At 72.9% G+C, this 24,254-nt stretch carries 23 protein-coding genes and 1 tRNA gene; 18 read left to right on the forward strand and 6 right to left on the reverse strand.

What is annotated here, in order from left to right; genetic code table 11:
• Positions 1–9 precede the first annotated feature (9 nt).
• A complete protein-coding gene (locus ACQ1X7_RS09155; protein ID WP_432477875.1) occupies positions 10–1,251 on the reverse strand; it encodes an AGE family epimerase/isomerase in 1,242 nt (413 codons plus the stop codon).
• 189 nt (positions 1,252–1,440) lie between these two features.
• On the opposite strand from ACQ1X7_RS09155, the gene ACQ1X7_RS09160 reads away from it, so the two are divergent.
• Entirely contained in the window at positions 1,441–2,292 is an 852-nt protein-coding gene (locus ACQ1X7_RS09160) for a hypothetical protein (RefSeq protein WP_432477876.1), read from the forward strand.
• Between the two features lie 65 nt (positions 2,293–2,357).
• Here the strand turns inward: ACQ1X7_RS09160 and ACQ1X7_RS09165 are convergent.
• Positions 2,358–2,441, reverse strand: a tRNA-Leu gene (locus ACQ1X7_RS09165).
• 200 nt (positions 2,442–2,641) lie between these two features.
• On the opposite strand from ACQ1X7_RS09165, the gene ACQ1X7_RS09170 reads away from it, so the two are divergent.
• Genes ACQ1X7_RS09170 through pknB form a run of 7 tightly spaced genes read left to right on the forward strand, consistent with a single transcriptional unit; the run spans position 2,642 to position 11,283 of the window.
• Positions 2,642–3,373: an FhaA domain-containing protein gene (locus ACQ1X7_RS09170; RefSeq protein WP_432477877.1), complete on the forward strand. Its 732-nt coding sequence runs from the start codon at positions 2,642–2,644 to the stop codon at positions 3,371–3,373.
• Entirely contained in the window at positions 3,366–3,848 is a 483-nt protein-coding gene (locus ACQ1X7_RS09175) for an FHA domain-containing protein FhaB/FipA (RefSeq protein ID WP_432477878.1), read from the forward strand. The genes ACQ1X7_RS09170 and ACQ1X7_RS09175 overlap by 8 nt, the downstream gene beginning before the upstream one ends.
• A gap of 13 nt (positions 3,849–3,861) precedes the next feature.
• Positions 3,862–5,172, forward strand: coding sequence for a PP2C family protein-serine/threonine phosphatase (locus ACQ1X7_RS09180; RefSeq protein ID WP_432477879.1), 1,311 nt, complete (start codon positions 3,862–3,864; stop codon positions 5,170–5,172).
• Position 5,173: 1 nt separating this feature from the next.
• Entirely contained in the window at positions 5,174–6,562 is a 1,389-nt protein-coding gene (locus ACQ1X7_RS09185) for an FtsW/RodA/SpoVE family cell cycle protein (RefSeq protein ID WP_432477880.1), read from the forward strand.
• Complete coding sequence (locus tag ACQ1X7_RS09190) at positions 6,559–8,043, forward strand: peptidoglycan D,D-transpeptidase FtsI family protein (protein WP_432477881.1); 1,485 nt, start codon at positions 6,559–6,561, stop codon at positions 8,041–8,043. The genes ACQ1X7_RS09185 and ACQ1X7_RS09190 overlap by 4 nt, the downstream gene beginning before the upstream one ends.
• Before the next feature lie 52 nt (positions 8,044–8,095).
• On the forward strand, positions 8,096–9,526 hold the full coding sequence (locus ACQ1X7_RS09195) for a serine/threonine protein kinase (protein ID WP_432477882.1): 1,431 nt from the start codon (positions 8,096–8,098) through the stop codon (positions 9,524–9,526).
• Complete coding sequence (gene pknB / locus ACQ1X7_RS09200; RefSeq protein ID WP_432477883.1) at positions 9,523–11,283, forward strand: Stk1 family PASTA domain-containing Ser/Thr kinase; 1,761 nt, start codon at positions 9,523–9,525, stop codon at positions 11,281–11,283. The genes ACQ1X7_RS09195 and pknB overlap by 4 nt, the downstream gene beginning before the upstream one ends.
• A gap of 133 nt (positions 11,284–11,416) precedes the next feature.
• On the opposite strand, the gene ACQ1X7_RS09205 is transcribed toward pknB, so the two are convergent.
• Complete coding sequence (locus tag ACQ1X7_RS09205; RefSeq protein WP_432477884.1) at positions 11,417–12,247, reverse strand: DUF881 domain-containing protein; 831 nt, start codon at positions 12,245–12,247, stop codon at positions 11,417–11,419.
• Between the two features lie 88 nt (positions 12,248–12,335).
• Between ACQ1X7_RS09205 and ACQ1X7_RS09210 the strand changes: the two genes are divergently transcribed.
• From ACQ1X7_RS09210 to ACQ1X7_RS09230, 5 genes are all read left to right on the forward strand, one after another.
• A complete protein-coding gene (locus tag ACQ1X7_RS09210; protein WP_432477885.1) occupies positions 12,336–12,800 on the forward strand; it encodes a cell division protein CrgA in 465 nt (154 codons plus the stop codon).
• Positions 12,797–13,612, forward strand: coding sequence for an SURF1 family protein (locus tag ACQ1X7_RS09215; RefSeq protein ID WP_432477886.1), 816 nt, complete (start codon positions 12,797–12,799; stop codon positions 13,610–13,612). Before ACQ1X7_RS09210 ends, ACQ1X7_RS09215 begins: the two co-directional genes overlap by 4 nt.
• Entirely contained in the window at positions 13,609–14,007 is a 399-nt protein-coding gene (locus tag ACQ1X7_RS09220; RefSeq protein WP_432477887.1) for a DUF3817 domain-containing protein, read from the forward strand. Before ACQ1X7_RS09215 ends, ACQ1X7_RS09220 begins: the two co-directional genes overlap by 4 nt.
• A gap of 7 nt (positions 14,008–14,014) precedes the next feature.
• Entirely contained in the window at positions 14,015–14,833 is an 819-nt protein-coding gene (locus ACQ1X7_RS09225; protein WP_432477888.1) for a patatin-like phospholipase family protein, read from the forward strand.
• 64 nt (positions 14,834–14,897) lie between these two features.
• On the forward strand, positions 14,898–15,905 hold the full coding sequence (locus ACQ1X7_RS09230) for a 1-acyl-sn-glycerol-3-phosphate acyltransferase (protein WP_432477889.1): 1,008 nt from the start codon (positions 14,898–14,900) through the stop codon (positions 15,903–15,905).
• Positions 15,906–15,954: 49 nt separating this feature from the next.
• On the opposite strand, the gene ACQ1X7_RS09235 is transcribed toward ACQ1X7_RS09230, so the two are convergent.
• Positions 15,955–16,575, reverse strand: a complete 621-nt coding sequence (locus ACQ1X7_RS09235; RefSeq protein WP_432477890.1) for a hypothetical protein — start codon at positions 16,573–16,575, stop codon at positions 15,955–15,957.
• A 148-nt stretch (positions 16,576–16,723) separates the two neighbouring features.
• On the opposite strand from ACQ1X7_RS09235, the gene ACQ1X7_RS09240 reads away from it, so the two are divergent.
• Positions 16,724–17,236, forward strand: coding sequence for a peptidylprolyl isomerase (locus ACQ1X7_RS09240; RefSeq protein WP_432477891.1), 513 nt, complete (start codon positions 16,724–16,726; stop codon positions 17,234–17,236).
• Between the two features lie 116 nt (positions 17,237–17,352).
• Complete coding sequence (locus ACQ1X7_RS09245; protein WP_432477892.1) at positions 17,353–18,162, forward strand: rhomboid family intramembrane serine protease; 810 nt, start codon at positions 17,353–17,355, stop codon at positions 18,160–18,162.
• 163 nt (positions 18,163–18,325) lie between these two features.
• On the opposite strand, the gene ACQ1X7_RS09250 is transcribed toward ACQ1X7_RS09245, so the two are convergent.
• Positions 18,326–19,168, reverse strand: a complete 843-nt coding sequence (locus tag ACQ1X7_RS09250) for an endonuclease/exonuclease/phosphatase family protein (RefSeq protein ID WP_432477893.1) — start codon at positions 19,166–19,168, stop codon at positions 18,326–18,328.
• 155 nt (positions 19,169–19,323) lie between these two features.
• Positions 19,324–20,307: a hypothetical protein gene (locus ACQ1X7_RS09255; RefSeq protein ID WP_432477894.1), complete on the reverse strand. Its 984-nt coding sequence runs from the start codon at positions 20,305–20,307 to the stop codon at positions 19,324–19,326.
• Between the two features lie 65 nt (positions 20,308–20,372).
• On the opposite strand from ACQ1X7_RS09255, the gene ACQ1X7_RS09260 reads away from it, so the two are divergent.
• The 3 genes from ACQ1X7_RS09260 to ACQ1X7_RS09270 all read left to right on the forward strand — a co-directional run bounded on the left by ACQ1X7_RS09260 (position 20,373) and on the right by ACQ1X7_RS09270 (position 24,056).
• Positions 20,373–21,476 carry a carboxylate-amine ligase gene (locus ACQ1X7_RS09260; RefSeq protein ID WP_432477895.1) on the forward strand — a complete coding sequence of 368 codons (1,104 nt, stop codon included), beginning with the start codon at positions 20,373–20,375 and terminating at the stop codon, positions 21,474–21,476.
• A gap of 138 nt (positions 21,477–21,614) precedes the next feature.
• Positions 21,615–23,615 (forward strand): serine/threonine-protein kinase, encoded by a 2,001-nt coding sequence (locus ACQ1X7_RS09265; protein ID WP_432477896.1) that lies wholly within the window; start codon positions 21,615–21,617, stop codon positions 23,613–23,615.
• A 159-nt stretch (positions 23,616–23,774) separates the two neighbouring features.
• Positions 23,775–24,056 (forward strand): pyrophosphorylase, encoded by a 282-nt coding sequence (locus tag ACQ1X7_RS09270; protein ID WP_432477678.1) that lies wholly within the window; start codon positions 23,775–23,777, stop codon positions 24,054–24,056.
• Positions 24,057–24,254 lie beyond the last annotated feature (198 nt).

A 24,254-nucleotide genomic window follows, 5' to 3' on the forward strand; every position in this document is an offset into this window, starting at 1 on the left:
GGGGCCGGCTCAGGCGAGGAGGCCGTCGCGCAACGCGACGGACAGCGTCGGTGACAGTGGCAGCCGCGGGAACAGGGTCGCCTGGAACGCGTGGTAGGTGTCCGGCTTGCCGGACCAGGTCGCGTCGTCGGGTCGGTTCTCCGGGTCGAGCTCGTGGTGCCAGGACCCGCGATGGCGGTCGAGGAACACGCACGCGACGTGGTCCCACCAGGTGCGGTACCAGGCGTCGTACGACGGATCGCCGGTCGCCTGCCAGAGCGCGGCGGCCGCGGCCGTCGCCTCGGCGGCCACCCAGTGCATCCGCTGGCGCACCACCGGCCGGCCCGACCAGTCGACGGTGTAGACGAAGCCGTCGGCGCCGTCGACGGCCCACCCGTCGGCGACGGACGCCTCGAACAGCGCCCGGGCGGCGTCCAGCAGCCACCCCGGTGCGTCGGCGCCGAGCGCCGCGCGGAGGTGCAGCGCCAACCGGGTCCACTCCAGGCCGTGGCCGATCGTGGCGCCGTACGGCCGGAAGGGGTGGGCGGGAGTGTCGAGGTTGTAGTCGGGCTGCGGGTTCCACGCGTCGTCGAAGTGCTCCGGGAGCCGCCAGTGGTGGGCCGGCCCGAGCTCGTGGAGCACCCGCGTGGTGATGCGGAGCGCGCGGTCGAGCAGTGACCGGTCGCCGGTGACGTCGGCGGCGGCGAGGAACGCCTCGACGGTGTGCATGTTGGCGTTCAGTCCCCGGTAGGGATCGAGGGAGGAGAAGGACTCGTCCCACTGCTCGACGACCATGCCGTGCTCGTCGTCCCAGAACCAATCGAGCACCACCTCCAGGGCCTGGCCGAGCAGCTCGTCCGCCCCGGGTCGGGCGGCGCAGGACGCCGTCGCGGCCGCGAGCAGCACGAACGCGTGCCCGTAGGCGGCCTTGTCGCCCGACACCGGTCCGTCGGCGCCGATCGCGCCGTACCAGCCGCCGTGGACGGCGTCCCGGAACCGGTCGCCGAGTGCCGCGACCCCGTGGTCGGCGAGCGGCCCGCACCCGGGGCGCCCCATCAGCGCACCCAGTCCGAACACGTGCGTCATCCGGCAGGTGATCCACAGCTCGACCGGCCGCTCCGGATCGGGCCGGCCCGCGGCGTCGAGCCACGCGAAGCCCCCGGCCGGGTCGCGGGACGCGCGGCCGAAGTCCAGCAGCCGGTCCCCCTCGGCCTCGAGCCACCGCCCGTGCGCGGGACTTCCGAGCCAGGCACCCGGGAGAACGTCGCTCATCGTCCCATCCTCGCAGCCCGGGCCGATCGATCCCGTCCGGCGGCCGGTCCGTGTGGCATCGAGGTCACCTGGTGACTCCGATCCCACACGTCGACGCCGACACCGGCAGGAAGGCTAGGCAGATGTGCCGATACCGCGGCCACCCGCACCGGGGCACCCTGAAGGGATCCGACCGACCTGGGGGAACCGATGGCGTCCACACTCCACCACCACCGCACGCGTGCCGCTGCCGCGCTGGTCGCCGCCCTGATGGCCACCGCGCTGACGTCGCCCGGCGCCCACGCCGCGCCGCCGGTCAACGACACCCCGTCGCGTGCCGCCCCGGTCGCGGCGGTGCCCACCGTCTTCGAGGTCGACACCCGCGCGGCGACGTACGACACGGTCCGCCGGAGCTGCGTGTACGCCCGCAGCGTCTGGTACCGCTACGAACCTGCCACGACCGGTCGGGTGCGGATCAGCACCGTCGGCAGCAGCTACGACACCGTCCTGGCCGTGTACTCGGGTGCCCGTTCACCGCAGACCCGACTGTCCTGCAACGACGACGCGGCGGGGCTCCAGTCGGCGGTGCGGCCCAGCCTGGTGGCCGGCCGGCAGTACTGGATCGCCGTGAGCAGCTGCTGCGGCAGCCCGTCGGCCCGCGGGGGCGACCTCGTCCTGCGGTTCTCCGAGGACCCCGCCGCGGCGTCGGTCGAGGTCTCGAACCTGGTGGCCACCGCCGGCGCGGTCTCCGGACGCCTCCGGGTCACCGCCGACGTCACCTGCGCCACCCCCTCCGTGGCGTACCTGTACGTGAGCGCGAGCCAGCGGGTCGACACCCATGTGGCCCGGGGAGGCAACAGCCGCAGCGTGCTCCTCTGCTCGACCGACCCGGTGTCGCGGACCATCAGGATCGACTCCGAGACCGGGTGGGCCTTCGCGACGGGCCCCGCCGCTCTCGACGTGTACGCCGAGGGCGACGACGGGTTCTCGCGGGTCGTCCTGAGCTTCGAGCAGAACGTGGACGTCGGCGACGACCCCGACGGCCGCCGGGTCGCGCGGTAGGAGCTGGAGCCCCGGACGGGCGAGGACCGGGCGGCACTCGCCACCCGGTCCCGTTCGCCGTGGTGTGCGCGAGGGGGGAGTTGAACCCCCACGTCCGTTAGGACACACGGACCTGAACCGTGCGCGTCTGCCTATTCCGCCACTCGCGCGAGAAGCGGGGCACAGGCTATCCCAGCGCCGAGACCATCCCCAAACCGGCAGCACGGCGCGCGGCGCACGGCCGTGGGGAGTCGGAGGGGCGGCGTCGACCCCGATACGATCGCGAGCAGCGTGCGTGCCCCCGCAGGTCCGAGCATGCGCGCACACCGACCGACGACGGACGACGACGCAGGCGGAAGGAGGGTCGGGCATGGGCGGGCTGCAGCGCTTCGAGCGCAAGCTGGAGCAGGTGATCTCCGGGGCGTTCGCGAAGACCTTCCGCAGCGCCGTGCAGCCGGTGGAGATCGCCGCAGCGCTGCAGCGCGAGTGCGACAACAACGCCCAGATCCTCTCCCGCGAGCGGCGGATGGTGCCCAACGACTTCCAGGTCGAGCTGTCGCAGGTCGACCTCGACCGGCTCTCGCCGTACGACTCCACGATGGTGCGCGACTTCACCGAGCAGCTGGAGGACCACGCCAAGGAGCAGGGCTACCAGTTCCCGGGGCCGGTGCGGATCGAGTTCGAGGCGGCCGAGGACCTCAGCACCGGCCGCTTCCGGATCCGCAGCAGCGCCCGGGCACGGGTGCAGTCGAACGCCACCCACACCCAGGCCCAGCGCGCCCGCGCCTTCGTCGTCGCCGGCGGCGAGCAGCACCCCCTCCACCCGCCCGTCACCGTGGTCGGCCGCGGGACCGAGGCCGACATCCGGGTCAACGACCCCGGCGTCAGTCGACGGCACGTCGAGTTCCAGCTCGTGGGCGGATCCGGCGACGGGGCGGGGCTCCAGGTGCGCGTCCGGGACCTCGGGTCCACCAACGGCATGCTCGTCGACGGCCACCGGATCACCAGCACCAGCCTCCGCGACGGGTCGCAGGTCAAGATCGGCAGCACCACGCTCACCGTCCGGATCGTCACCGAGGGACCGGGTGCTTCCGATGTCTGAGCTCACCCTGTTCCTGATCCGGCTGGCCTACCTGGCGATCCTCTGGATCTTCGTGCTGTCCGCGATCTCCGTGGTCCGGTCCGACATGTTCGGCGCGCGCGTGCCCGCGGAGGCGCGCGAGGGCGGCGGCGGCCGGCGTACCCGGAAGCCGAAGGCACCCAAGGCACCGCCGAAGCGGCGGGGCAGCCCCACCCACGTGCTGGTCGTCGACGGTGCCAACTCCGGCGAGCGCGCCGAGCTCGACCAGGCACCGATCCTGATCGGCCGCGGCACCGACGCCGCCATCCGGCTCGACGACGACTACGTGTCCACCCGTCACGCGCGGATCGCCTCCTCCGGCGACCAGTGGTTCGTCGAGGACCTCGGCTCCACCAACGGCACCTACGTCGGCACCGCCCGGATCACCCAGCCGACGACCCTCTCGCTCGGCACCCAGGTCCGCATCGGCAAGACCATCCTCGAGCTGAGGAAGTAGGGCCTGCCGAGACATGCGTCTTGACTACGCCGCCATCTCCGACGTCGGCCGGGTCCGCAAGGACAACCAGGACTCCGGGTACGCCGGCCGACACCTGCTCGCCGTCTGCGACGGCGTCGGCGGGGCCGCCCGCGGCGACATCGCCTCCGCGACCGCGATCGGACAGCTCCGTCGGCTCGACGACGAGGACGTCGAGGACCTGCTCGGCCAGGTCGCCGGCGCGCTGCACCGCGCCCACGACCGGATCGGCGAGCTCGTCGACGAGGACCCCGCGCTCACCGGGACCAGCACCACCGCGACCGTCGCGTACTTCGACGGCACCCGGCTGGGGATGGGCCACGTCGGCGACAGCCGCGCCTACCTGCTCCGCGAGGGCGAGCTGCGCCAGCTGACCAAGGACCACACCTTCGTCCAGACCCTGATCGACGACGGCCAGATCACCGAGGAGGAGTCGCGGGTCCATCCCCACCGCAACCTCATCCTCAAGGCCATCGACGGCATCCACGACCTCGAGCCGGACCTGTTCGAGCTCGAGACCCGGGCCGGCGACCGGTTGCTGCTGTGCAGCGACGGCGCCAGCGGCGTGCTCGACTCGGCACGGCTCACCGACATCCTCCGTTCGGGCAACGCCGACTACGCGGCGGTCGAGCTGGTCCGCGCGAGCCTCGAGGCCGGCAGCACGGACAACGTCACCTGCCTGGTCGCCGACGTCATCGACGACCAGGCCGAGGGCGACACCGAGCCGATGCTGGTCGGCGCCGCGGCCGAGCTGCCGAAGCGCGGCGGGCGCGCCATGGCCGGCATGGGCAGCCTGTTCCGCGGTCACCGGTCCGGCGACACCGGGGAGCTCGAGCCGGTTCCCGGCGACATCCCGGACGACGTCGAGTTCGCGATCGCGGCCGACCCGATCGACCCCGAGGAGGCCCGCTACGCGCCGCGGGAGCCCCGGCGCTACGCCTGGCTGCGCCGGCTGCTGGTGCTGGTCTTCCTGGTCGGCGTGGTGTGGGTGGTGGCCGCTGGGGCGTGGGCGTGGTCGCAGAAGCAGTACTACGTGGGCGAGTACGACGGCGTGGTCACCATCTACCGCGGCGTGAACGCCGACCTCCCGGGCGTGGAGCTCTCGCACCCCTACGAGACGAGTGACATCGCGCTCGCCGACCTCAGCGACTACGACCAGAACCAGGTCCGCGACGGCATCGGCCTCGGCGACCTGGCGTCCGCACGTCGTACCGTCGGCAACCTGGCGGCCGAACGGGTCCAGCAACCCGACGACGCGACCAGCGACCCGACCGGCGACGCCTCCTCCGGGTCGGCGAGGTCCTGAGATGTCCCAGACCGGAACCCTCATGGGCTTCGTCCACCGGCGACGGCGGGGCGCCGAGCTGTTCCTGCTCGTCATCGCGCTCGCCGTCGGCATCGGCGCCTACGCCGCGGTCGGGCTCGGGGTCAAGGGCACCGTCCCCGCCGACATCGTCGGCTACGGCGGCACCCTCGCCGTGCTGGTCGTCGCGGCGCACATCACGGTCCGGCTCACCGCGCCGTACGCCGACCCGGTGCTGCTCCCGGTCGTCGCGGCCCTCAACGGCCTCGGCCTGGCGGTGATCCGCCGGCTCGACCTGGTCAAGGACACCGAGTTCGCCGGCCGGCAGCTGATCTGGATGGCGGTCGGGGTGGTGCTGTTCGTGCTCACCCTGGTGTTCCTGCGCGACCACCGGGTGCTGCAGCGCTTCACCTACACGTTGGGCCTGGCCGCGATCCTGTTGCTGCTGCTGCCGATGGTGCCCGGCCTCGGGGCCACCATCAACGGCGCCCGGATCTGGATCCGGCTGCTCGGCTTCAGCTTCCAGCCCGGCGAGATCGCCAAGGTGCTGCTGGTGATCGCGTTCGCGGGCTACCTGGTGCTCCACCGCGACGCGCTGGCCCTGGCCGGGCGCCGGGTGCTGTTCGTCGACCTCCCCCGCGGCCGCGACCTGGGACCGATCCTGGTGATGTGGCTGGTGAGCCTCGGCATCCTGGTCTTCCAGCGCGACCTCGGCTCCAGCCTCCTGTTCTTCGGGCTGTTCCTCACCATGCTCTACGTCGCCACCGAACGACCCGGGTGGCTGGTCGTCGGCGGGGCGCTCTTCTTCGGCGGCGCCGCGATCGCCTACCGGCTCTTCGGACACGTCCGCGACCGGGTCGACATCTGGCTGGACCCGTTCGCCCACTACGGCCCCGGCACCGACGACCGCGCCTTCCAGCCGGTCGAGGCGATGTTCGGGATGGGCTGGGGCGGCCTGCTCGGCCGCGGCTTCGGCAACGGCGAGCCCGAGCGGGTGCCGTTCGCCGAGTCCGACTTCATCGTCGCCGCGATCGGCGAGGAGCTCGGCCTCACCGGCGTCATCGCGATCGTGCTCCTGTACGGCCTGCTCGTCGAGCGGGCGCTGCGCGCGGCGCTGGTGTGCCGCGACGGGTTCGGCAAGCTGATGGCCACCGGCCTGGCCGGCGTCCTCGCCATCCAGGTGTTCGTCGTCATCGGCGGCGTCACCCGGCTGATCCCGCTGACCGGCCTCACCACTCCCTTCCTCTCCTACGGCGGCTCCAGCCTCGTCGCCAACTGGGTGATCATCGCCTTGCTGCTCCGGATCTCCGACCAGGCCCGACGGCCGGTCCCGTCCCTGCCCACCGACGACGACTCCGACGCCGAGTCGACCCAGGTGGTGAAGCTGGGATGAACAAGCCGATCCGCACCATCTCCGTCTTCTGCCTGCTGCTGTTCCTCGCGCTGATGCTCAACGCGACCTACCTGCAGTACTGGCAGGCCGGCGCCCTCAACGACGACCCCCGCAACCGACGGGTGCTCGCCGAGGCGTTCTCCAGCGAGCGCGGCGCGATCCTGGTCGGCCAGTCCGAGCAGGGCCGCACCCCGATCGCCGAGAGCGAGCCGTCGGGCGACCGCTACGACTTCCAGCGGGTCTACCCCGAGCCGTTCAAGTACGCACACCTCACCGGGTGGTTCTCCTACTTCAGCCAGACCGGTCTGGAGAAGACCCAGAACTCGGTGCTCTCGGGCGACGACTCCCGGCTGTTCGTGACCCGGCTGGTCGACCTGATCAGCAACTCCAGCGCCAAGGGCGGCAGCGTCCAGCTGACGCTCAACCCGAGGGCGCAGCAGGCCGCGTTCGACGGTCTCAGCAATCTCGGTGAGGGCGTCGAGGGCTCCGTCGTCGCGATCGAGCCGAGCAGCGGGCGGGTCCTGGCGATGGCCTCGCTGCCGACCTACGACCCCAACGAGCTCGCGAGCCACGACTTCGGCGCCGTGGCCAAGCGGGCCGAGGAGCTCGAGAAGCGCGACGACGAGCCGCTGCTCAACCGCGCCATCCAGACCAGGCTCCCTCCCGGGTCGACGTTCAAGCTGGTCACGGCCGCGGCCGCGATCGAGTCCGGCAACTACGACGCCGACTCACAGGTCCCCGGCGGGGCCACTTACCAGCTGCCGCAGACCACCGGCGAGACCGGCCTGATCGACAACGAGGGCCGCGACTGCGGGACCGACCAGATCCCGTTCACCCAGGCGATGGGGAACTCCTGCAACACCACCTTCGCCCGGCTCGCCGTCGAGGTCGGGGCCGACGCGATGCTCGAGCAGGCGGAGGCGTTCGGGTTCAACAGCGAGTACTTCGAGGACCTGCCCAACCAGGCCGAGTCGAACTTCCCGGAGAACATGAACCCGCCCGAGACCGGCCAGAGCGGCATCGGCCAGTTCGAGGTCGCCGCGACGCCGCTGCAGATGGCCATGGTCTCGGCAGGGATCGCCAACGGCGGCACCGTGATGCGGCCCTACCTCGTCGACGCCGTGCTGACCCCCGAGCTCGACGTGCTGCCCCGCACAGAGCCGTCGGAGCTCTCCGAGGCCGTCTCGTCGGAGACCGCCCAGGACCTCACCGACCTGATGACCTACACCGTGTCGCAGGGCACGGCCAGCCCGGCCGCGATACCGAACGTCGAGGTGGCCGGCAAGACCGGCACCGCCCAGAGCGGCATCGAGTCGGTGCCGCCGTACGCCTGGTTCACCTCCTTCGCCCCGGCCGACGACCCGCAGGTCGCCGTCGCGGTGATGATCCAGAAGGCGCCCGGCACCGAGCGCGGCGAGATCGCCGGCGGCGCCCTCGGCGGCCCGATCGCCAAGGCGGTCATGGAGGCGGTGATCCAATGATTCACCCCATTCGAATGCTCACTCCGTTCCGCTCCGAACGGGGGCCCCGACGATGAGCGACACCAACAACGCGCCCGAGCGCTTCGCGGACCCCGCACGGCGCTACCGGCTCGACGACCGGATCGCCACCGGCGGCATGGGCGAGGTGTGGCGGGCCACCGACACCCGGCTCGGCCGCACCGTGGCGGTCAAGCTGCTCAAGGACGAGTACGCCGACGACGCGACGTTCCGGACCCGGTTCACCACCGAGGCCCAGCACGCCGCCGCGCTCCACCACCCCGGCGTCGCGTCGGTCTACGACTACGGGGGCGGCGACGCCACCCACCCCTACCTGGTGATGGAGCTGGTCGACGGCCAGCCGCTCTCCGCCCTGATCGCCCCCGACCGGCCGATGGACCCCGAGGTGGTGCGCGACCTGATGGCGCAGGCGGCCGACGCCATCGGGGCTGCCCACGCCGCCGGGATCGTCCACCGCGACGTCAAGCCCGCCAACCTGCTGATCACCCCGGACCGCCGGGTGAAGATCACCGACTTCGGCATCGCCCGCGCCGCCGAGGGCATGGCGCTGACCCAGACCGGCCAGGTGATGGGCACCCCGCAGTACCTCTCCCCCGAGCAGGCCCAGGGCCAGACCGCCGTCCCGGCGTCCGACGTGTACTCCCTCGGGGTCGTGGCCTTCGAGTGCCTCACCGGCCGCCGTCCGTTCGGCGGCGAGACGCCCGTCGCGACCGCGCTGGCCCACCTGCGCGAGCCGGTGCCCGACCTGCCGGCGGACGTGCCTGCCGACCTGGCGGCGGTGGTCAAGCGGGCGATGTCCAAGGACCCGGCCGACCGGTTCCCCGACGCCGCCGCCCTGGCCGCCGCCTTCCGCGACCCCGGCACCGCCGTGCTCGCCGCGACCGCGGTGGCGGCCGCGGCGCCCGCCACCCAGGTGATGACCGGCACCGCACCGGTGCCACCCCCGGGCGAGCCGACCGACGACCGGAAGCGTCGGAACCCCTGGCCGTGGATCCTCCTCGCCCTGCTCGCCGTCGCCGCCGTCGTGCTCATCGTCCTGCTCACCACGGGCGACGACGAACCGACCGACAACGACAACGACCCGAACCGCGACCGGCAGCCCTCGCAGGACGCCTCCCAGGACCCCTCGCCCACCGAGACGACCACCCCCGAGACCACGCCACCCCCGGAGGAGACCACCTCGGCGGAGCCGGAGACCTTCGACATCGACGAGGGCGACTACCTCGGCCGCGACGTCGACGAGGTGCAGGGCGAGCTCAGCGGGCTCGGCCTGAGCCCGACGACGCAGGAGGTCGAGAACGACGGCACCCAGGAGGAGAACACCGTCGCGTCGGTGAGCCCGACGTCGGGCCTGCAGGAGGGTGACGAGGTCGTGGTCGAGTACTACGGCGCCGCACCTGCCGACACACCCGGACCACCTGAGACGCCGCCCGGCCAGGAGAAGAAGCAGGAGGACGACCAGTGAGCGCCCTCATCGGAGGACGGTACGAGCTCGGCGAGATGCTGGGCCGCGGCGGGATGGCCGAGGTGCGCAAGGGCACCGACACCCGGCTGGGCCGGGTGGTCGCGGTCAAGCGGCTGCGCACCGACCTCGCGAGCGACGCGACGTTCCAGGCCCGGTTCCGGCGCGAGGCCCAGTCGTCGGCCTCGCTGAACCACCCCGCCATCGTCGCGGTCTACGACACCGGCGAGGAGGAGACCACCGACGGTCCCCACGGCGACACCGTCGCCCAGCCCTACATCGTGATGGAGTACGTCGCCGGCCGCACGCTGCGCGACATCCTCCGCGAGGGTCGCAAGATCCTGCCCGAGCGGGCCCTGGAGATCACCAGCGGCGTGCTCTCCGCCCTCGACTACTCCCACCGCGCGGGGATCATCCACCGCGACATCAAGCCCGGCAACGTCATGCTCACGCCCTCCGGCGACGTCAAGGTGATGGACTTCGGCATCGCCCGCGCGATCTCCGACGCCAGCTCGACGATGACCCAGACCGCCGCCGTCGTCGGCACCGCCCAGTACCTCTCCCCCGAGCAGGCGCGCGGCGAGACCGTCGACTCCCGCTCCGACGTCTACTCCGCCGGCTGCCTGCTCTACGAGCTGCTCACCGGCCGCCCGCCGTTCGTCGGTGACAGCCCGGTGGCGGTCGCCTACCAGCACGTCCGCGAGCAGCCGCAGCCGCCGTCCGACCACGACCAGGAGCTCCCCGAGGCGGTCGACGCGATCGTCATGAAGGCGCTGGCCAAGCGGGTCGAGGACCGCTACCAGAGCGCCGCCGCGATGCGCAGCGACATCGAGCGCTACCTCGCCGGGCGACCGGTCCACGCCACGCCGCCCCCGCCGCCGGTCGACGCGCCCACGACCGTAGCGGCGCCGGTCCCGTCGGCGGCCGGTGGGCAGCCGCCCGAGGAGGAGGACGACGACCAGCGCTCGCGCACCGGGCTGGTCGTGCTGCTGGTGGTGCTGCTCATCGCCCTGATCGCGGGAGCGGCGTACCTGCTGCCCCGACTCTTCGAGTCGCCGCCGGAGCAACAGCGGGTGCCGGAGGTGGTCGGCGAGACCGAGAAGGAGGCCCGGGCGCTGATCGGCGACGCCGGGCTCGCGGTCGGCGACGTGACCTTCCGCACCGACCCCGACGCCAGGCGGAACACGGTGCTCGAGCAGGACCCCAACGCGGACCAGTTCGTCGACCCCGGCTCCGAGGTCGACCTGGTGGTGTCCAGCGGCAAGCCTCTGGCCGACGTGCCCTACGTCATCAGCCAGCAGCTGAACCAGGCGCGCGCGACCCTCACCGACGCAGGTTTCGAGGTGGTCGCGACCCGACAGGAGTCCGACGAGCCGCGGGGTCAGGTGATCGAGACCGACCCCGCGCCCGGGACGAGCGTGCCGGAGGGCAGCACCGTCACCGTCTACTTCTCCGACGGCCCGGAGGAGGTGCCCGACGTGGTCGGCCTGAAGCAGAAGCAGGCCGAGAACACCTTGCGGGAGGCCGGGTTCCAGGTCGACGTCGTCGAGACCACCGACACCACGGCACCCAAGGGCGAGGTCGTCCGGCAGAGCCCCCAGGGCGGTCAGGACGCGGCGGAGGGGTCGACGGTCACCATCGTGGTCTCGGCCTTCGAGGAGCCCTCCGAGGATCCCAGCGAGACCGACACCCCCACCGATCCCGAGTCGCCGACCGACACCGACTCCAGCAGCCTCCCGACCGACACGCCGGGCGGCTGACAGCGGCCCCGGCCACGTCCCGGGGTCTCGAGGCTGGGCGCCGGCGCCGGAGGTTGAGGTGCGAAGGCCGTCAATGCCTGCGCCTCGAAACCCCCGCACCGATGCCCGGCGGGGACCACCGCAGGTCGGCAGCTCAGCCGAGCGGCTCGGCGTACTCCAGGTTGGTCACGCCCTCGTAGGCCGGGGCCTCCACCTGCTCCTCGGTCCGCATCTCCCAGCCCACGGAGATGTCGGGCTCGGCCGCCGCGGCGCGGTAGCCGGCGAGGTAGTCGTCCGCGAGCACGGCGGCCTCGAGCGCGGCCGGGTCGCCGACGGCGGAGATGACGTAGGGCTCGGCGTACGCGACACCCTGCAGCATCACCGCGTTGCCCTCGCACTTGATGCCGGTCGTGGTGATCACCCGCTGGCCCTGGATGGTCATCGCCTGCGCGCCGCCCTTCCACAGGGCGTTGGCCACGGCCTGGATGTCCTGCTGGTGGACGACCAGCAGGTTGAGGTTGCGGCTGGTGGAGTTGATGACCTCCTCCGGCGCGTCGGAGAGCGTGATCGTCAGCCCCGGACCGGACCGCGGCCGCAGCCCGGCAGGGTCCTCGAGCCGCTCGATCTGGCGCTGCAGCCGTCGGGCCTCCCCCGAACCGACCTGCGCGCTCAGCCGCTCCACGTCGGCGGTGAGCTCGGAGGCCCGCTGCTGGAGCTCGTCGTACTGACGGTTCTCCTCGGCCACCAGCCCGGCCATGTCGGTGTAGCGACCGGGACGCAGGTCGGTGCCGCCGCTGTTGGCCGCGCTGGTCGCCAGCAGGACCCCGCAGGTCAGCGCGACCAGCGGCGTCCCGAGCCGCCACCGCCGGCCGGACGGCGTACCGTCCCCCCGGAAGGTGCGCACCAGCCCGGCGCCTGCCCGGCGCAGCCGGTCGGCGCCCCGCCCCTGCTCGGGGCCGGGGCTCGCGTCCGGCCCGTCATCCATGCCGACTACGCTAACCTCCGCGCCCACACCGGGGCGCATCCGCGGGACGACCCGCTCGACAGCCGCATCCGGCCGACCGAGGAGTGCAGTGATCAAGCCGAAGGCCAAGCAGGACCTGACCGGGGTGACCGGGGGCCCGGTGATGTCGGCGCGCTTCGTCATCGCCCTGGTGCTCGTGGCACTGGGGATCGCCTGGATCGCCTACTACTACGTGGTGGTCCGCGTCGACCCGAGCCAGGCGCCGGCCCCCGAGCCCGGCGGGCCGGGCTTCATGGGCGACCTGGGTGACTGGAACTACGCGATCGGCTTCGGGCTGGTGCTCGTCGGGCTGGCGGTCTCGGCCCACCCCTCGACCCCGCTCGGCCGCGGGCGCGGCGTGGTCGTCGGGATGCTCACCTGCTTCCTGATCGGCCTGTTCTGGATCTGCACCTTCTACGTCGTCAGCGACGACCCGTCCGCGATCCCCGTGATGAACGACCTCGGCCAGTACAACCTGGTGCTCGGCATCGCCTTCATGGCCGTCGGCTTCACCTTCGCCACCCGCTGGGAGTGAACGCCCGCACCCGGTCCGGGTGGGGGCCCTGGTGGGCCCTCCGCTACTGGCCGGGACACCTGCTGGTGCTCGTGCTGGTCGCGGTGGCCGTGTGGCTCGGCTCCTGGCAGTGGGACGCCTGGCAGGCGCGCCGGGACGCCGAGGCGCGCGACCTCACGCGGGTCGCCCCGGTGCCGCTGGCCGAGGTGATGGGTCCGGACGACCCGTTCCCGGGAGACCGGGTGGGTCAGCCCGTTGTGCTCGAGGGCACCTGGCGCGACGACGGCACGGTCTACGTCGCCCGCGGCGACGGCTACTGGGTCGTGACCCCGCTCGACGTCGGGCCCGGTGGTGCCGCGCTCCCGGTGGTCCGCGGGGTGTCCGTGGAGCCCTCGGCACCGCCGGTCGACGGCGACGCCGAGCTGGTCGGCTGGCTGCAACCTCCCGAGGGCACCGGTGAGACCGATCCCGACCCCTCCGACGACGTCCTGCCCCAGCTGCGGGTGGCCGACCTGGTGCAGCGGGTCGACGTCGACCTGTACGGCGGCTACGCCATCGTGGCCGACGAGGTCGCCGAGGGGGACGGGCCGGTCGGCGAGCGTGCCGTGAACCCCGGTACCCGAGGCCTGGCCCAGGCGCTCCCGCAGCAGCTGCCGGAGTCCGGGCGGTTCACGGCGGCCCGCAACCTCTTCTACGCCCTGGAGTGGTGGCTGTTCGGCGGTTTCGCGGTGTTCGTGTGGGTGCGCTACCTGCTCGACGAGCGCGGGTCCGAGTCGGACCACCCCACACCGGCCGGAGCGGCCGGGGACGACCCGATAGCGTCGGACGCGTGAAGTCCGCGCTCCTCCGCTACCGCGTCATGGCCACCGTCGTCGGCGTCCTGCTGGTCGTGCTGGTCCTGGTCGGGGTCCCGCTGGCCAACTTCGACGGCACCGGGATGTGGGGCGTCTTTCCCTCGACGCCCGACTGGTTCCCGGTCGGGTCCACGGCCCACGACGTGGGCGAGGCGATCACGACGTACCTCGGCATCGCCCACGGCTGGCTCTACATGGGCTTCGTGGTCGTCGCCTTCCTGCTGTCCCGGCGGGCGCGCTGGGACCTGCCGTTCACGCTCGTCACCCTGGTCTGCGGCACCATCCCGCTCGTGTCGTTCTGGGCCGAGCGGCGCGCCACCGCGCGGGTGCGCGCCGACTTCCCGGAGCTGGTGCACGCCGGGCACCCGGCCTGAGCAGCCGATGACCACGGCGTTCGTGCTCGGGGGCGGGGGCGTCCTCGGCGCGGTCGAGGTCGGGATGCTGCGGGCGCTGCTCGAGCGGGACGTGGTCCCCGACCTGGTGCTCGGCACCAGTGTCGGTGCGCTCAACGGCGCCCTGGTCGCGCGCGAGCCCGAGCTCGGCGTGGTCGCGCGGCTCACCGACCTCTGGCTGGAGGTGGCCAGGAGCCGGCAGGTCTACGGCGAGCGCGCGCTGCGCACCGTACGCCGGGCCGTGGCCAGCGGCACCCACATCTACTCGCCCGAGCCCTTGCAGGACCGGTTGCGCGAGGAGTTCGGCGACACCCTCATCGAGGACCTGCCCGTCCGCTTCCAGGTGTGCGCCGCCAGCATCGAGCGCGCGGCCGAGCACTGGTTCGACACGGGTCCGCTGGTGGACGCCGTCGTGGCCAGCGCCGCCGTGCCCGGGCTGCTGCCGCCCGCCCGCGTCGGCGGTGAGCACTACCTCGACGGGGGCATCGTCAACTCCATCCCCCTGGCCCGGGCCGTGCAGCTGGGCGCCGACCGGGTGTTCGTGCTCCAGGTGGGCCGGATCGACCGGCCGCTCACCGTGCCGCGGCGGCCGTGGGAGGTGGCGCGGGTGTCCTTCGAGATCGCACGGCGGCACCGGTTCATGCGCGAGCTGGACGAGCTGCCCGGCCACGTCGAGGCGCACGTGCTGCCCGCGCGCGGGACCTCCGCCCGGGACGACTCGTTGCGCGCCCACCGCGACTTCTCCAGCGTCGAGCAGCGCATCGAGGCGACGTACGACGCGTGCCGGGACTACCTGGACCGGCTGTGAGCGCGTCGAACCGGACCGCGCGGGCAGGCGCTGCGCGCGTGGGCCCGCGTCCGCGGTGGCCCCGATGACCGGCCACCTCCTGCGCCGGCTCGTGCTGGCACCCACGGTGGTCGGACTGACCGCGCTGATGTGGGTCACCCTGCCGGCGTGGCTGATCGCCGCCGCGGTGCTCTCGCCGCTGCTGCCCGGCCGCTGGCGGGCGCTACGGCTGCTGTGGGTGGTGATGCTCTACCTGACCTGCGAGGCGCTGCTGCTGACCGTGCTGCTGGGGCTGTGGTTCTCCTCGGGCTTCGGCCGACGCGTGCGGTCGCCGTACTTCGAGGGGATCCACTACGACCTGGTGCAGGGCGTGATGTGGGTCTTCTTCCGGGAGGCCCGACGGGTGCTGCGGCTCAGCATCACCACCGACGGCCCCAGCCCCGACGCCCACCCGGGCGTCCCGATCCTCGTCGCCTGCCGGCACGCCGGGCCGGGCGACTCCTTCACCCTGATCCACGCGCTGATGCACTGGTACGACCGCGAGCCGCGGGTGGTGCTCAAGGACACCCTCGCCTGGGACCCGCTCATCGACGTGGTCCTCAACCGGCTGCCGGCGCGGTTCATCGACCCGCGGGGCGGCGACCTGGAGCACCAGATCGAGGAGCTCGCCCACGGCCTGGACGAGAACGACGCGTTCGTGATCTTCCCCGAGGGTGGCAACTTCACCCCCGAGCGCCGGCAGCGGGGCATCGATCGGCTGCGCTCCCTGGGGCTGGAGGCGATGGCCCGGCGGGCCGAGGCGCTCACCCACGTGATCGCCCCCCGGCCGGGCGGCTTCCTCGCCGCCCTCGACGGCGCGCCCGACGCCGACGTCGTCCTGGTGGCGCACACCGGGCTCGACCACCTGCTGACCGTCGGCGACCTCTGGCGCGCCCTCCCGATGGACAAGCGGATCGTGATGCGGTGGTGGCAGGTCCCGCGGGACGAGATCCCGACCGGCCGGGACGACCGGATCGAGTGGCTCTTCGCGTGGTGGGAGCGGATCGACGCCTGGGTCGAGGAGCACCGGCCCGAGGACCTGCCGCGCCGGTGAGGGCCGGGCAGGTTCCCCGGGGACCCGGGGAACCTGCGGCGGCGTTCGGTCAGCCCTTCTTGTGGGCCCCACCCTCGGGGTCGATCTCGACGTCCTCGGCCGGGTCGTCGGGGGTGGTCACGTCATGCGGCTCCTCGCCGGCGTCGGAGAGCGCCTCGCCGGGCATCGCGCCGGCGGCGTCGTCGGCGGCGTCGTCGGCGTCGGACCCGCTCGCCGGGGCAGGCGGGGCCGGCGGCGGCGCGGGGGTGTAGGAGGAGTTCCAGCTGGAGGAATCCTGGCCCCCCCTGAGCTTGGAGGCCACGAACGCGGCCGCCGCGGCGATGCCGCCGAAGATCACGAACTTCCTGAGTCGGCTGCGCTTCTTCGGCTTCTCACCCTTGACCTCTGCGGCCTTCGCGGCGGCCAGGTCGCGGCCCTCGGCCGCCTTCTGCTGGGCCACGTCGGCGACCTGCGAGGCCTTCTCGGCCGCGATCGCTGCGCCGTCGGCGAGGATCGGCTTCGCACGGTCGCGGGCGTCCTCGATCACGGGGACGGCACGGTCCCGGGCCTCGACCAGGAGCGGCACCGCCTTGTCCCGGGCTGCTTCAACCGCCTGCTCGACCTGCGGGCGTACCTGGTCGACGTAGTCGGACGCCTGCTCGATCAGGGTCTTGTTCTTGCGGATGCCCATGGTGGGGATCTTCCTCTCGTCGGGGTGCCCTGCCAATTCCACCACCTTCCGCAAGCACCCACCAGCCACCCTCGGGGTGACTTGTCGCATCTGCGAGGATCAGGGGCGGCACCACCGTCGACGAGAGAGCCCAGGAGCGAACACCCTCATGGCCGATCAGCAGGCCGTCCTGAAGACCAACCAGGGCGACATCACCATCACCCTCTTCCCCAACCACGCGCCCGAGACGGTGTCCAACTTCACCGGCCTGGCCCAGGGCACCAAGGAGTACGACGCCGGGACCGACCGCACCGGGCCGTTCTACGACGGCCTCACCTTCCACCGGGTGATCCCCGGCTTCATGATCCAGGGTGGCTGCCCGCTCGGCACCGGCACCGGCGGCCCGGGCTACACCTTCAAGGACGAGCCCCACCCCGAGCTGCAGTTCGACCGCCCCTACCTGCTCGCGATGGCGAACGCCGGGCCCGGCACCAACGGGTCGCAGTTCTTCATCACGGTGGGGCAGACCCCGTGGCTGAACAACAAGCACACCATCTTCGGCGAGGTGGCCGACCAGGGGTCCCGTGACGTCGTCGACGGGATCGCCGGCACCGCCACCGGTCCCGGTGACCGCCCGGTCGAGCCGGTCGTGATCGAGTCGGTCGAGGTCGTCGGCTCCTGACCACACCCGAACCACCCAGTCCGCCTCCGGCCGGGGTGCCCACCTGCTACCGGCACCCCGACCGGGAGTCGCACATCCGCTGCCAGCGGTGCGAGCGACCGATCTGCCCCGACTGCATGCGCGACGCGGCCGTCGGCTTCCAGTGCCCGTCGTGCGTGGCCGAGGGCGCCAGGACCACCCGCCAGGGCCGGACGACGTACGGCGGGACGCGCTCGGACAACCCGGCGCTCACCTCGCTGGTGCTGATCGCCCTGAACGTCGCGGTGTGGCTGGCGATCCTGCTGACCGGGGGCGGCGGCAGCACCCTGACCGACCTGCTCGGCCTGCGGCCCGACGGTCTGTGCGCGGTGGGCCCGAGCGCCTTCGACGTCGGACGCGCCGTGTGCTCCGTGGAGGGCGGCAGCTGGCTCCCCGGCTTCGTCGACGGCGCCTGGTGGCAGGTCGCGACCGCCGGCTTCACCCACGTGGCCGTGTGGCACCTCGCGTTCAACATGCTGGCGCTGTGGTACCTCGGGCCGCAGCTCGAGGCCGTCTTCGGGCGGCTGCGTTTCCTCGCCCTGTACCTGGTCTCCCTGCTCACCGGCTCGGCGGTGGTGCTGTGGGCGAGCCCCGAGTTCCAGCTGACCGTGGGCGCCTCCGGGGCGATCTACGGGCTGTTCGGGGCCCTGCTCGTGGTCGCGCGCCGGATCGGCGCCGACGTCCGTCCGCTGCTGGCGATCATCGGGCTCAACGTCGTGATCACCTTCACCGTGCCCAACATCTCCTGGCAGGGACATCTCGGCGGGTTCCTCGGCGGCGTCCTGGTCGGCCTGGTCCTGGTCCTCGCCCCCCGCGGACCCCGTCGCGCCGGGTGGCAGTGGGCAGGCGTCGGCCTGGTCGCGCTCGTCGTGCTGGTCGCGACTGCCGCCCGGGCCGTGCTGGCCTGAGACCCCCGTGCTCCGGCCTCGTGCGCGAGTCTTGCGCCTGGCCCACGAAGTTTCCCCCGCCAGGCTCCGGTTTCCCCGCCCAGGCGGGGAAACCGGCGCCCCCGGCCCTGCACAGCTGTGCACAGTCCTGTGGAGAATTACGGGCGTGTAGTTAGGCGCGACTTCAGCCGGGTGCGTCGACGCGCCACCCGAGGTCGGCCACGACGGCGTCGTGGTCCGAGCGCAGCTCGATCCGGCGGTGCCGCTCGGCCCGCAGCTTGGCCTTCCCGCGGTTGAAGACGTAGTCGATGGTCGCGCCGTAGTGGTCACCGGTCGGGAAGTAGGAACCGAGGGTGTCGTACGTCGGCCGCATCCTCGCGGCCTCGAGCAGGCCACGCGGGTACCGACCGCTGGTGTAGTGCACGTTGAAGTCGCCGCCGACCAGGACCGGGCCGTCCGGTGCGCGCCGGGCCACCAGGTCCCCGATCCGCCGCACCGAGCGCCGGAGCAGGTCGGGCATGTCCTGGACGTCGGGAGCGACGTGGACGGCGATCACGGACATCCGCCGCCCGTTGCGGGCCTCGAGCGTGACCCAGTTGGCGAAGCGGATGCCGAGCTTCACCTTCCGGCCCTCGGGCTTCCTGCGGTAGTTGGAGAACCGGTAGGTGCCGTGGTCGACCTGGTGCCAGCGGTCGCTGCGCCAGGCGACGGCGGTGGCCCGGGTGTAGCGGTTGCGCTGACCGCGGTAGATGCCGTACCCGGCCGGCGCCAGCTGCTGGTTCGTCCGCTCCGGGACCTCGTTGTAGGTGATGACGTCGGGCGAGACGGAGAGCACCGTGCGCACGTCGGAGAGGGTGCGGCGGGCGGACTGCCGGCTGAGCAGGTTCGCCTGGACCATCCGGACCCCACCGGGGTAGGCGCCCTCCGACGCCCGTGTGGCCGCGTGCGCGGGTCCGGTGGTGGGGGCGAGGAGGGTCGAGGCGACGACGGCCCCGCTGAGGAGGGCGACAAGGCGGCGGTGCGGCATGGGTGCTCCTGGGCGCAGCACCGAGGTGCCGCGGCTGTCTCGGGGGCAACAACCACAGGGATCACATCACTCACTCTGGCCACTCACAACACCCTGCCTCGAACTACATGCCTGTAGTTCTCCACAGGTTGTCCCCAGTCTGGGGATTTCCGGGGTCACCCGGTCGGTTCCTCCAGCGGGACCACCTCGTCGCACACCGCGAACGGCAGCTCGCCGACCAGGGCCAGGCCCACCGCGACCGGGGGCCGCGGCACGCTGTAGCCGATCCGGCCCGAGGCAGGATCGGCCGCTCCGTCGACGTACGCCGCCGGGAAGCCCGCGACCGGCCAGTCCTCGCCGATCCGCAGCCGCTCGAAGAGGTCGGCGCGGTCGGGCTCGACGCGCACCGTCGCGTCGTGGTCGCCGAAACCGAGCGCGAACCCGTCCAGCGGCTCCAGCGTCGTCACCGGGTGCTCGGCGAGGAGCTCCTGCTGCTCCTCCGCCCGGCGTCGGGGCCCAGGGCGTCGCCCAGCGGCACACACCCGCGCCGGAGGTAGGTCGACGTGGCGGGCTCGGACACCAGCGGGCCCCAGCGCGGCTCGTTCGCCCACACGTCCTCCTCCGCGACCCCCTTCACGACCAGGTGGTCGCCGGCACGCAGCTCGGCCCCCTCGAGCGGCCCCACCCCCTCGGCCACCGCGCGTCGGACCCCCTCGAGCGGCAGGTCGGGCCGCAGCGCGATGACGAAGCCCGGTCCCGCTCCCCCGGCGAAGCGGGTCCCAGTCGACGTCGTCCTGCGTGAAGCCGTGGTCGAGGCCGAGCCGGGACTCCTCGCCCCGCAGCAGCCCGGCGGTCAGGGCCGCCGCCTCGGTCTCGGCCCGGCGCCAGAACTCCAGCCGGTCGGTCATCAGGTCCTCGCTGGTCAGGTCGGGCTGCCCGAGCTGCATCCGGACCTGGTCCCACTCGGTGACCGTGACCACCTCCGCCGACCGCGGCACCAGGCTGAGCACCGCCTCGGCCGGCTCGGCCCCGGGGTCGAACGGTGGTGCGGGCCCGGGCGGGACGTCGACCAGTCGGGGTGCCGAAGGAGGTGCCGGGTCGTCGCTGCAGCCGGCGACGAGCAGGCCGACCAGCAGCGCGGTCACGGCACGCAGCAGCACGGTGCCGCAGTCTGGCAGACGGTGCCGGGTCGCCCCCCGCCGCGACGGTGGGGCACGATCGGGGCGTGCAGACACGCAAGGTCGGGGTCGAGGAGGAGCTGATGCTCGTCGACCCCGCGTCCGGGATGCTCACCGCCGTGGCCGGCCACGCGCTCCGTGCCCACCAGGAGGACGGGCGGGATGACGCCCCGGTCGAGGAGGAGCTGTTCCTCCAGCAGATCGAGTCGCAGACCCCGCCCGCGGCCGACGTCGCCGAGATCGCCGGCCACCTCCGGGCGAGCCGCCGGGTGATGGGCGAGGCCGCGCGAGCGGCCGGGGCCGCGGCGGTCGCCACCGGGACGCCGGTGCTCGTCGACGGCGAGTCGCGGGTGACGCCGAAGCCGCGCTACCGCCGGATCGTCGAGGAGTACGGCGAGCTGGCCCGCTCCGCCATGGCCTGCGCGATGCACGTCCACGTCGACGTGGGCGGTGAGGAGGAGGGGGTCCGGGCCCTGGGCGGCATCGCCCCGTGGCTCCCGGTGCTGCTCGCCGTCAGCGCCAACTCGCCGTACGCCCACGGCCGCGACACGGGCTACGCGAGCTGGCGCTACCAGACGTGGAGCCGCTGGCCGAGCCACGGGTCGGGGGGCGGCTTCGCCGACGCCGGGGACTACCGGGAGGTGACCGACCGGCTCCTGGAGTGGGGGGCGGCCCTGGACGACGGGATGCTCTACCTCGACGCCCGGCCGTCCCGGTCGTTCCCGACCCTCGAGCTGCGGATCGCCGACGTGTGCGGCGACGTCGAGGACGCCGTGCTGGTGGCGGCGCTGTGCCGCGCCCTGGTGGCGACCGAGGCCGACCGCCCCGACGGTCCGCCCCGGCAGTGGCGCGACGACCTGCTGAGGGCTGCCGGCTGGCGGGCGTCGCGCTACGGCCTGTCCGACCGTCTGGTCGACCCCCTGCGGATGTCGCTGGTGACGGCGCGCGAGGCGATCGCGTCGCTGCTCGACCACACCCGGGACGCCCTCGAGGCCGCAGGCGACGCGGCGCTGGTCGAGGACCAGGTCGAGCGGCTGCTGGCCCGCGGCAACGGCGCGACGCAGCAGCGTCGTGCCTTCGAGCGCACCGGGAGCATGGCCGACGTCGTCGCCGACGCGGTCGCCCGTACCGAGGCCAGCTGGAGCGGCTGACCCAATCCGTCCATCCCGCCACGGGCACCGCAGCGATTCGATTATCGTGCCCGGAGCCGTCAGGCTTGTCCCCACGTCCCGTGATCGGCACGGGACGCAGAAGTCCGCCGGACGCGTGGGATCCGGGAGGCAGGAAGCGTGAGCACCGAAGGCTCGGGTGTTGCCCTGGGTGCGTCCTACCGGCTGGTCGAGAAGCTCGGTCGGGGCGCCACGGGTGAGGTCTGGAGGGCCGTCGACCGTCGTACCGACGAGGTCGTCGCGGCCAAGCTGCTGCGCGAGGAGCACACCTCCGACCAGGACCTGGTGGGTCGATTCGTCCGCGAGCGCTCGATCCTGACCGGTCTGCGCCACCCGCACGTCGTCGCCGTCCGCGACCTGGTCGTCGAGGGCGACCGGCTGGCGATCGTCATGGACTTCGTCGACGGCGGGTCGGTGCGGGACGTGCTGGCCCACGACGGCCCGCTGCGGCCCGAGCTGGCCGTCGCCGTCGTGGCCGCGGTGCTCGAGGGCATCGCCGCCGCCCACAGCCGCGGCATCCTGCACCGCGACATCAAGCCCGACAACGTGCTGCTGAGCAAGGACTGGCACGAGCTCGACCCGGGGGCGGTCCGGCTCACCGACTTCGGCATCTCGCGGATGGTGGCCGACGGCGCCGGCACGACCACCGGCCTGATGGGCACCCCGGAGTACATGGCGCCCGAGCTGCTCGTCACCGGCACCTGCGACCTCTCCGCCGACGTCTACGGCACCGGCATCCTGCTCTACGAGCTGCTCGCCGGCCGGACGCCGTTCGCCGGACCCGGCACCGACTACACGGTGGCCCACCGCCACGTCGCGAGCGTCCCCCCAACGATCCCGCTGCCCGGTCCGCTGGCCGCCCGGCTCGACGCGATGCTCGCCAAGGACCCGACCGCGCGGCCCACCGCCGCGGAGGCTGCCGCGGACCTCCGCCGGTTGCTCCCGTCCCTGTCCGGACTCCCGGCCCTGGAGGCGCAGGCGCCGCCGAGCGACTTCGACAGCGCACGCGGGCCGATGACGATGGTGCGCGGCGTCACGCCCGAGCCGGCTCCCGTGACACCTCTCGACGACACCGACGAGGCCGGCGACGCCGGCGTCCCGTCGTCGCTCGACCTCGGCACTCCCGACCACGGCACCATGCTCCGCCCGATGTCGGTGCCCCCGACCACGCGCGAGGAGCCGCGGCGCGAACCGGAACGCGCGCACCGGAAGAAGACACCCAGGTGGCGCGACCCTCGCGCCATCGCCCTGGTCGCGGCGTCACTGGTGCTGCTGGGCGGTGCCGTGGCGTACGCAACGACGACCGGCGGCTCCAGCCCCGGCGGATCGGCGACCACGACCCCGGCCCCGGCGCCGGCCCCGCAGCAGGACTCCCCCCTGCCCACCGGCCTGACGGTGAGCCGGCAGGCGGTCTACGACCCGGAGTCCGAGACGGTGCAGCTGACCATCACCTATGCGGCACAGAGCTCCGAGCTGCGCGGCCCGTTCCTCGAGATCATCCCGGGCACCGACGGCGGTGACTGCCCGACGGTGTCGTGGGACGGTCCCGCCCAGGACCAGAACCTGCCGTCCGGGACCGGCATCACGACCCCCTGCGGCTGGAGCATCGACCCGGGCACGGTGCCGAGGGGGGAGAGCGTCGCCGTGACCGCCACCGTCCCGCTGACCTTCGCCGGCGCCGACCCCGCTGCCGAGCTGCAGGCGTGGCTGAACGGCGCCGCGGAGAGCACCCTCGCCGCCATCACGGACCCCGGGATCACCAACGACAGCTACCCCGCCCAGCGCCTCCGGGGCATCGAGGTCGTCGCGCCCTCGCGGGTGGTCAGCCGCACACCGTTGCGCCTGACCATCTACGCGGAGTGGCCCGACGACGTCGACCGGATCAACCCGCTCTACCGCAGCCCGTCGGTGGGCAGCCCGACCCTCGTGCTCACCGCTGTCGCCGGTGGCGAGGACGGCGTCCGGTTCAGCGACGGGTGCTCCGGTGCCCTCGCCGTCTCGAAGGACAGGCTGACGGTCACCGCGCTCAACCCCGCGACCGACTGCACGGTGCTCACCACCGTCGGCAACTTCATCGAGATCCCCAGCGAACCCTTCGACATCGCCCCCCGAGCCAGCTGATGCGAGGTTTTGCCCAGCCGTGCGGCAGCATCTGGCACAATGCCGCCCTGACGGGGGTCCATGGGCTGGGCGCCACCCCCCGGGCACCCGGCCGACATCCTCGTCGTGTCCTGACCGACGACGGAGCCGATCAGACCGGATCGGCGAGTGAGGATGACGATGTCTCGAGTTCTTTCGACCGAGCAGGCCAAGACCGCGATCACCCAGATGCAGGCGATCATCAACGGCGGCTTCACCGACCAGATCAGCCAGCTCGACTCCCAGGGCAAGACGCTCTCGGACCCCAACGTGTGGGACGGGCCGCTGGCCGAGAAGTTCCGCGGTGCGACGTGGCCGGAGACCCGGGCCGCGCTCGACAAGGCCAAGACCGAGCTGGAGGAGCTCCGCACCCAGCTCAACCAGATCTCGCAGAACATCATGACCGCCGGCGGCGGCGCCTGATCCGAGCGCCTGAGCGAGAGCCTGCGAGCGCTCAGGACCAGCGAGGAGGTTGAGGAGGCTCGACTCCGACCGCGCCTGCGCGGGCGGAGGGAGCCGTGGGTTCCTGAGGAGGTTGCGCAGCAACCGTCTCGAAGGGCTCGAAACCCGGTGGGTCGACAGACCACCTGAGCCGGGAGCCGGTAGAACCACCAGAGACGA

The sequence above is a fragment of the Nocardioides sp. GXQ0305 genome, assembly GCF_050880345.1.
Taxonomy (GTDB): Bacteria; Actinomycetota; Actinomycetes; order Propionibacteriales; family Nocardioidaceae; genus Nocardioides.

Excerpts from the sequence above, each read along its gene's own strand:
- ACQ1X7_RS09205 (WP_432477884.1), bottom strand. The coding sequence starts at position 12,247 with ATGGATGACGGGCCGGACGCGAGCCCCGGCCCCGAGCAGGGGCGGGGC.
- ACQ1X7_RS09160 (WP_432477876.1), top strand. The coding sequence starts at position 1,441 with ATGGCGTCCACACTCCACCACCACCGCACGCGTGCCGCTGCCGCGCTG.
- ACQ1X7_RS09180 (WP_432477879.1), top strand. The coding sequence starts at position 3,862 with ATGCGTCTTGACTACGCCGCCATCTCCGACGTCGGCCGGGTCCGCAAG.
- ACQ1X7_RS09230 (WP_432477889.1), top strand. The coding sequence starts at position 14,898 with ATGACCGGCCACCTCCTGCGCCGGCTCGTGCTGGCACCCACGGTGGTC.
- ACQ1X7_RS09170 (WP_432477877.1), top strand. The coding sequence starts at position 2,642 with ATGGGCGGGCTGCAGCGCTTCGAGCGCAAGCTGGAGCAGGTGATCTCC.
- ACQ1X7_RS09185 (WP_432477880.1), top strand. The coding sequence starts at position 5,174 with ATGTCCCAGACCGGAACCCTCATGGGCTTCGTCCACCGGCGACGGCGG.
- ACQ1X7_RS09235 (WP_432477890.1), bottom strand. The coding sequence starts at position 16,575 with ATGGGCATCCGCAAGAACAAGACCCTGATCGAGCAGGCGTCCGACTAC.
- ACQ1X7_RS09155 (WP_432477875.1), bottom strand. The coding sequence starts at position 1,251 with ATGAGCGACGTTCTCCCGGGTGCCTGGCTCGGAAGTCCCGCGCACGGG.
- ACQ1X7_RS09250 (WP_432477893.1), bottom strand. The coding sequence starts at position 19,168 with ATGCCGCACCGCCGCCTTGTCGCCCTCCTCAGCGGGGCCGTCGTCGCC.
- ACQ1X7_RS09225 (WP_432477888.1), top strand. The coding sequence starts at position 14,015 with ATGACCACGGCGTTCGTGCTCGGGGGCGGGGGCGTCCTCGGCGCGGTC.
- ACQ1X7_RS09245 (WP_432477892.1), top strand. The coding sequence starts at position 17,353 with ATGCGCGACGCGGCCGTCGGCTTCCAGTGCCCGTCGTGCGTGGCCGAG.
- ACQ1X7_RS09190 (WP_432477881.1), top strand. The coding sequence starts at position 6,559 with ATGAACAAGCCGATCCGCACCATCTCCGTCTTCTGCCTGCTGCTGTTC.
- ACQ1X7_RS09240 (WP_432477891.1), top strand. The coding sequence starts at position 16,724 with ATGGCCGATCAGCAGGCCGTCCTGAAGACCAACCAGGGCGACATCACC.
- ACQ1X7_RS09195 (WP_432477882.1), top strand. The coding sequence starts at position 8,096 with ATGAGCGACACCAACAACGCGCCCGAGCGCTTCGCGGACCCCGCACGG.
- ACQ1X7_RS09175 (WP_432477878.1), top strand. The coding sequence starts at position 3,366 with ATGTCTGAGCTCACCCTGTTCCTGATCCGGCTGGCCTACCTGGCGATC.
- ACQ1X7_RS09270 (WP_432477678.1), top strand. The coding sequence starts at position 23,775 with ATGTCTCGAGTTCTTTCGACCGAGCAGGCCAAGACCGCGATCACCCAG.